This window comes from Marinospirillum sp. (assembly GCF_014859565.1).
Genome location: NZ_JACUUA010000191.1, coordinates 1 through 6064, shown reverse-complemented (window position 1 = coordinate 6064; position 6064 = coordinate 1). Strand labels below are relative to the sequence as shown.

The 6064-nt window shown below is 43.4% G+C and carries 6 protein-coding genes and 1 pseudogene; 6 read left to right on the top strand and 1 reads right to left on the bottom strand.

Features of this window, described 5'->3' with window-relative positions:
- The first annotated feature begins 168 nt into the window (after positions 1-168).
- The 5 genes from IBX50_RS16095 (at position 169) to neuC (ending at position 5354) form a co-directional block, all read left to right on the top strand.
- A complete protein-coding gene (locus IBX50_RS16095; protein ID WP_292257313.1) occupies positions 169-1323 on the top strand; it encodes a LegC family aminotransferase in 1155 nt (384 codons plus the stop codon).
- 4 nt (positions 1324-1327) lie between these two features.
- Entirely contained in the window at positions 1328-2473 is a 1146-nt protein-coding gene (locus IBX50_RS16090; protein ID WP_292257314.1) for a DUF2920 family protein, read from the top strand.
- A 75-nt stretch (positions 2474-2548) separates the two neighbouring features.
- The gene (locus IBX50_RS16085) at positions 2549-3184 is read left to right on the top strand and encodes a NeuD/PglB/VioB family sugar acetyltransferase (protein WP_292257312.1); all 636 of its coding nucleotides are present in this window, start codon (positions 2549-2551) and stop codon (positions 3182-3184) included.
- Complete coding sequence (gene neuB / locus IBX50_RS16080) at positions 3181-4182, top strand: N-acetylneuraminate synthase (RefSeq protein ID WP_292257311.1); 1002 nt, start codon at positions 3181-3183, stop codon at positions 4180-4182. Before IBX50_RS16085 ends, neuB begins: the two co-directional genes overlap by 4 nt.
- Positions 4179-5354: a UDP-N-acetylglucosamine 2-epimerase gene (neuC, locus tag IBX50_RS16075; protein ID WP_292257310.1), complete on the top strand. Its 1176-nt coding sequence runs from the start codon at positions 4179-4181 to the stop codon at positions 5352-5354. Before neuB ends, neuC begins: the two co-directional genes overlap by 4 nt.
- 154 nt (positions 5355-5508) lie before the next feature.
- Here the strand turns inward: neuC and IBX50_RS16070 are convergent.
- Positions 5509-5628 (bottom strand): annotated as a pseudogene (locus tag IBX50_RS16070) (IS200/IS605 family transposase); the annotation flags it as partial.
- A gap of 72 nt (positions 5629-5700) precedes the next feature.
- Between IBX50_RS16070 and IBX50_RS16065 the strand changes: the two are divergent.
- Positions 5701-6064 (top strand): transposase (locus tag IBX50_RS16065; protein ID WP_292257309.1); only part of this gene is annotated, 364 nt, incomplete at its 3' end.

Genomic DNA, 6064 nt, shown 5'->3' with positions numbered 1-6064 from the left:
GCATCAGACCTGAGAAGTCTGAAGTTTTCCGCCTATGGGGCTGCAACCAAAAACTACGAGACTTGACTGGTTATCAGCCACAAACTGATATTCGCGCGGGCTTGAGCAAAACCATTAACTGGTTTACTCAAGCGGACAACCTCCGCCATTACAAGGCAGGAATTTACAATGTCTGATGGCGTAGTTATTCAGAGCATCATCCAGATGGTTCGGGATCATTACCAAACCCAAGATTTTATTCCACTTCACGCCCCTGTTTTCAGGGGGAATGAAAAAGAGTTCGTTACAGAAACCATCGAATCCACTTTTGTCTCCAGCGTAGGCTCATTTGTTGATCGCTTTGAACAGGATATGGCTCAGTACACAGGCAGCCCAAGAGCCGTTGCTGTTGTGAATGGTACTGCTGCGCTTCACCTTGCTCTAAAGCTTGCAGGTGTACAGCAAAATGATTTGGTAATTACCCAGCCCCTGACTTTTGTTGCTACATGCAACGCAATTCATTACTGCGGCGCTGACCCTGTTTTTATTGATATAGATCGGCACACCCTTGGCCTTTCTCCTACTGCAATGGAAACCTGGCTGGAGTCCGAAGCTTTCATAGATGATCAAGGTTACTGCCGTCATCGTGATAGCAATCGCATCATCAGAGCCTGTGTCCCAATGCATACCTTTGGCCACCCAGCCGATCTTCACGGCCTGATTCTTGTATGTCAAAAATGGCATCTAGCCTTAGTAGAAGATGCCGCAGAATCCCTTGGAAGCCTCTACCATGGACGTCATACCGGCACCTTTGGGTTACTCGGCACCCTGAGCTTCAATGGCAATAAAATCATTACTACCGGTGGCGGTGGAATGTTGCTGGCCGGAGAAGAAATCGGAGCAAGAGCCAAACACCTATCTACAACAGCCAAGCTGCCTCACGCTTATGAGTATGAGCATGATGAAGTAGGTTATAATTACCGCCTACCTAATCTTAATGCAGCATTGGGGTGTGCCCAGTTATTACAACTGAATGAATTTATAGAAGAAAAACGCCAGCTGGCCGCCTATTATCAAGACTTTTTTCACACTACTAACTACAGCTTTATATCCGAACCGGAAGGCTGTAGAAGCAATTACTGGCTGAATGCAATCATCTGCCCAGACCCTGAAGCAAGAAACCACTTACTGGAAACTACAAATAACAAGAATGTTATGACTCGACCAGTTTGGAAGCTGATGCATCAGCTGAACATTTATAACACCTGTCTTCGTGGCGATCTCAGTAACTCCGAATTTATTTCAGAGCGTCTCGTCAATCTTCCCAGCAGCATAAAAAATTAATGTGATGAAAATAACTGTCAATTTTGAAAGCCCTTCTGATACAGAACTTTTTCCAGAAACAAAAGATAATAGGTCGTGCTCATACAGTATTTATGGAGCAGATTCAAAAGATGGACTTGTTGTATATATCCCGGGTTTTGGTGATGACCTCGGAGAATACAGAAACACCTTTTGCAAAAAGATTTATGAAAAACATCAACTAGCTGCCATGACGGTTGACTACTTCTGCATTGGATCCAGACCAGCTACGGGTGCAAAAATTTATTTTGAGCCCAGTGATATACAGTCCATCAGAAAGCTAATACCAACATTTGAACCAGAAAACTGGCTTGAGCAGCTCGAATATTTTGCCGAAGAGCAAGAGGCATCACTGCATTTCACCGCCGGACTTGCCCCACCACGAGGCGAGTATCAAAACTTTGGTATACTTGCTGCGATTGACATCGCCAATGCAATCAACGACGCATTGAACCGGTTCGAGATAAACAAAAACAATGTTATATTGATAGGTTCATCGTATGGCGACTACCTCGCTAACTTGGTTGCAAAAATAAAACCTGGAACAATCAAATCAGTATTTGATAACTCCTCTTGGGCAAATCCAAATCTTGCTTATATTATTGGAAGGAATTTAGAGCTGCCAGAATTTACTGTAAAGGTTACAGAAAGGCTCACAGCCAAACTGTTTACCAAATCTCCCTGGACACTTGCGCCAGAAAAACCCAACTCTTTTGAGGGTGCAAAAGCTGAAATACGCTCTTTTTCAGAACACCAAATAATACAAATGGCAGAACAGGGCGCCAACAGTACTGAATTTGTATTCTACCACTCAAACAAGGATCATCTTATTGCGCCAGTCAGTGAAAAAGTAGCGATGATTGATGCAATGAAAAAAAACGGCTTCGAAAAAATAAAACTAGAATTATTTGATGAAAAGGACCTTGAAATAAATCGCATAAAGACCCTTGATCACGGAATGGGGCTTTCGATGATAAGCTTTTTTGATGACTGTTACGAAGCCACCAGAAACACAGCCTTTGAAGCAAAAGTCAATTCAGAAGCAAGATACAAGGCAGGGAACTCTTTATATATTTTCAGAAATACAACAGACATTTTATCCTTAGATATAGAGAACAACACCTGCAGCTGAATCAGGTATAAAGCGACGCCTTTAGAAACTGTAACAAGTAATAAATTAATAACAACTAAATCTTGGTGTATCTTCATGAAAAAATTAGGAATATTTGGTACCTCCGGCTTTGCCCGAGAAGTTGCCGATATCGGCCGTGAATTGATGTATGAACCATTCTTTATTGCACGTGATGAAGAAGAATTAAAATCTTGGGAATTTCCATGCGAGGTCATTCTTGAGAAAGAAATAAACCAACTTCATGGCGGCGAATTCACAATAGGAATTGGTGAAAATGCCATTCGTGAAAAAGTTGCGAAGCGTTATGAAGGAACCATTAATTTTATTAACCTTATCCATCCCGATGCAAGCTTTGGGTACAAACAAAGGCAACAGCTAGAATCTAGCCATGGGGTTATAGTTTGTGCAGGCGCACGCTTAACCAGCAATATAAAAATCGGCGATTTCAATATTTTTAATTTAAACTCAACCGTTGGTCACGATGTGGTTCTTGAGAACTTTGTAAACTTGGCACCAGGCGCACACGTTTCAGGTAATGTTATTATCAAGGAAAAGTGCTGGATTGGAACAGGTGCGGTAATTAATCAGGGCAGTATAAATAAAAAACTGATTATAGGTGCAGGCACAGTAATTGGTTCTGGTTCAGTCGTAATCAATGATTGCGAAAAAAATGCCGTCTATGTTGGTACTCCAGCAAGGAGAATAAGGTGAAGACCTTAATTATAGCAGAAGCCGGAGTTAACCATAATGGTGACCTTTCTCTTGCTAAAAAATTAATAAAAATTGCAGCGGAATCTGGTGCTGACCTTGTGAAGTTCCAGAGTTTTGTTACTAACAAAAACATATCGCGTCTAGCACCTAAAGCAGAATATCAAAAAGCAGCAACTGATCCGAATGAGTCTCAGTTTGATATGGTGCAAAAGCTTGAGTTATCTAAAGCCGACCACCTAATATTAGCTGAAGAGTGTAAAGCATACGGCATTGGTTTCTTTTCTACAGCCTTTGATTTTGACAGTATTGACCTGCTTGAGTCATTTAATCCCGAGCTCGTAAAGGTTCCCTCTGGCGAACTTACCAATCTTCCATACCTTCGATATCTTACCCGCACAGGTAGACCCGTATTACTCTCGACAGGTATGGCAAACCTTGGTGAGATAGAAGCTGCTATTAACGCGATTGAGCTATCAGGAACGCAAAGAGAGAAAATCACGGTGCTCCACTGTACCACGGAGTATCCAACTCCCATGGAGGACGTTAATCTTCGTGCCATGGTGAACATCGGTAAAGCCCTAGGGGTTGCTGTAGGTTATTCAGACCATACACCGGGTATTGAAGTATCAATAGCAGCGGTAGCATTGGGTGCATCTGTCATTGAAAAGCACTTCACCTTGGATCGCAACTTACCCGGACCGGATCATAGAGCGAGCCTTGAGCCCGATGAATTAAAAGCAATGGTAGTGGGTATTCGAAATATTGAGCGCGCTTTAGGTGATGGCATCAAACGCCCTAGCACTAGCGAAATAAAGAATAAATCCATCGCAAGAAAATCCCTAGTTGCAATGCGTGATATCAAGATAGGGGAGATTTTCACTACGGAAAACTTGACGACAAAACGTCCCGGGACGGGTATTTCACCCATGAGGTGGGATGAAGTAATAGGTCGTACAGCTCCACGCAACTTCAGTGAAGATGAGCTAATCGAATTATGAAGCGTAAAGTCTGCATTGTTACAGGTACACGGGCAGAATTTGGATTACTCCGGTGGTTGATGCAGGAAATACAAAGCCATCCTGCATTGGAATTGCAGGTAATAGCAACAGGTATGCATTTGTCACCTGAGTTTGGATCCACCTATCATGAAATTGAAGAAGCAGGTTTTAGCATTGATGCTGAGGTAGAAATGCTTCTGAGTGCAGACTCCAGCACTGCCGTAACCAAATCTATGGGACTAGGCATGATCGGTTTTGCAGATGTTTACAATCGCCTGCGACCTGATTTGATTATAGTTCTCGGAGATCGATTTGAAATTTTCGCTGCTGTCTCATCAGCCTTGATTGCCAGAATCCCAGTGGCTCATCTTCATGGTGGAGAAACAACGGAAGGTGCCTTTGATGAAGCTATTCGCCATTCCATTACTAAAATGTCTCATTTGCACTTCGTGGCTGCCGAGGATTATAAAAAGCGTGTTATTCAGTTAGGTGAGCAGCCAGAGTGTGTGTTTAATGTTGGCGGAATGGGAATTGATGCTATCAAGCAGATCAAACTACTGAGCAGGGAAGAACTTGAACAATCTATTGATTTTCTCTTTGGTGAAAAGAATCTTCTAATTACATTCCATCCGGTTACTTTAGAAGGAGGGGCTAGCTCCTCAGCTCAGATGAGCGAACTGCTCGCGGCACTGAGCGAGCTAAAAGATACACAGCTCATTTTTACTCTTCCTAATGCAGACACTGGTGGGCGTGCACTGAGTTCCATGGTTCGGGAGTTCGTTAATAACCATCCAAACTCGTACGTTTTTACCTCATTGGGACAATTACGTTACTTCTCATGCCTAGCACAGATTGATGGTGTAGTAGGTAACTCCTCAAGCGGCCTAGCAGAAGCACCATCGTTCGGTATTGCCACAATCAATATAGGTGACCGCCAAAGAGGAAGATTAAAAGCAAAGAGTGTGATTGATTGTCAGCCTTTAAAGGAAGAAATCCTAAGAGCACTAAAGCAAATATATGCTCCACAATTCCGGAAAACCCTAAAGTCTGTTGATAATCCGTATGGCAATGGTGGCGCGAGCAAAGCCATTGTCAAAACTCTTGCTGATTATCCGTTAGAAAATATTCTAAAGAAAAAATTTTATAACCTGCCAGCTATTGATCGTACTTGACCCATGGAACGAATTGGAATGCCTGATTCAACCCTTCAATTGGCAAAATACAGCCACGAACTTAGCAAAATCCGCGTAAACCCTCGCCCAATCGGGCGGGGATATAAGCGGGAACCGCGCAGCGGTTCTATTCAGGGGTGGCTTGGCTCTGCACCTACTCACGCAAAGTCTCAATCGTTGCCCCGCCTGCACTACAGGCAAAGTAGGAGCGTGACCAGAGCGCTGCACTTTTGCTTTGTCGGGGTATGTGGGTATTGAGTATGCGTATCCGGCGTATAGCAATTCTTTATGGTGTTCACTCACTTGAAATATGACCTTGACGGCTTATAATGAAAGAAGTATATCAATGAGCACTGAAATGTTAAAGGCCACAAAAGTACGCATTTATCCCACACCTGAGCAGGCGGAATTTTTAAACCGCCAGTTCGGTGCTGTGCGTTTTGCGTACAATAAGGCTTTGCATATCATCAGTAGCCAGTATAAGCGTCATGGAACCAAGCTCAAAGCCAAAAAGGACCTCAAGCCCCTACTGGCCGTGGCGAAGAAATCTCGCAAGTATCACTGGCTCAAAGATTTTGATTCGATTGCGCTTCAGCAGGCTGTGATCAATCTGGATAAGGCCTTTCAGAGCTTCTTTGATCTCAAGCTGCCTGCGCGTTACCCCAAGTTCAAACGCAAACACGGCAAGCAGTCCAGTTATCACTGCATGA

What these genes read in the sequence shown, in the direction of transcription:
- IBX50_RS16095 (WP_292257313.1), top strand. Translation starts at nt 169, where the DNA reads ATGTCTGATGGCGTAGTTATTCAGAGCATCATCCAGATGGTTCGGGAT.
- IBX50_RS16090 (WP_292257314.1), top strand. Translation starts at nt 1,328, where the DNA reads ATGAAAATAACTGTCAATTTTGAAAGCCCTTCTGATACAGAACTTTTT.
- IBX50_RS16085 (WP_292257312.1), top strand. Translation starts at nt 2,549, where the DNA reads ATGAAAAAATTAGGAATATTTGGTACCTCCGGCTTTGCCCGAGAAGTT.
- neuC (WP_292257310.1), top strand. Translation starts at nt 4,179, where the DNA reads ATGAAGCGTAAAGTCTGCATTGTTACAGGTACACGGGCAGAATTTGGA.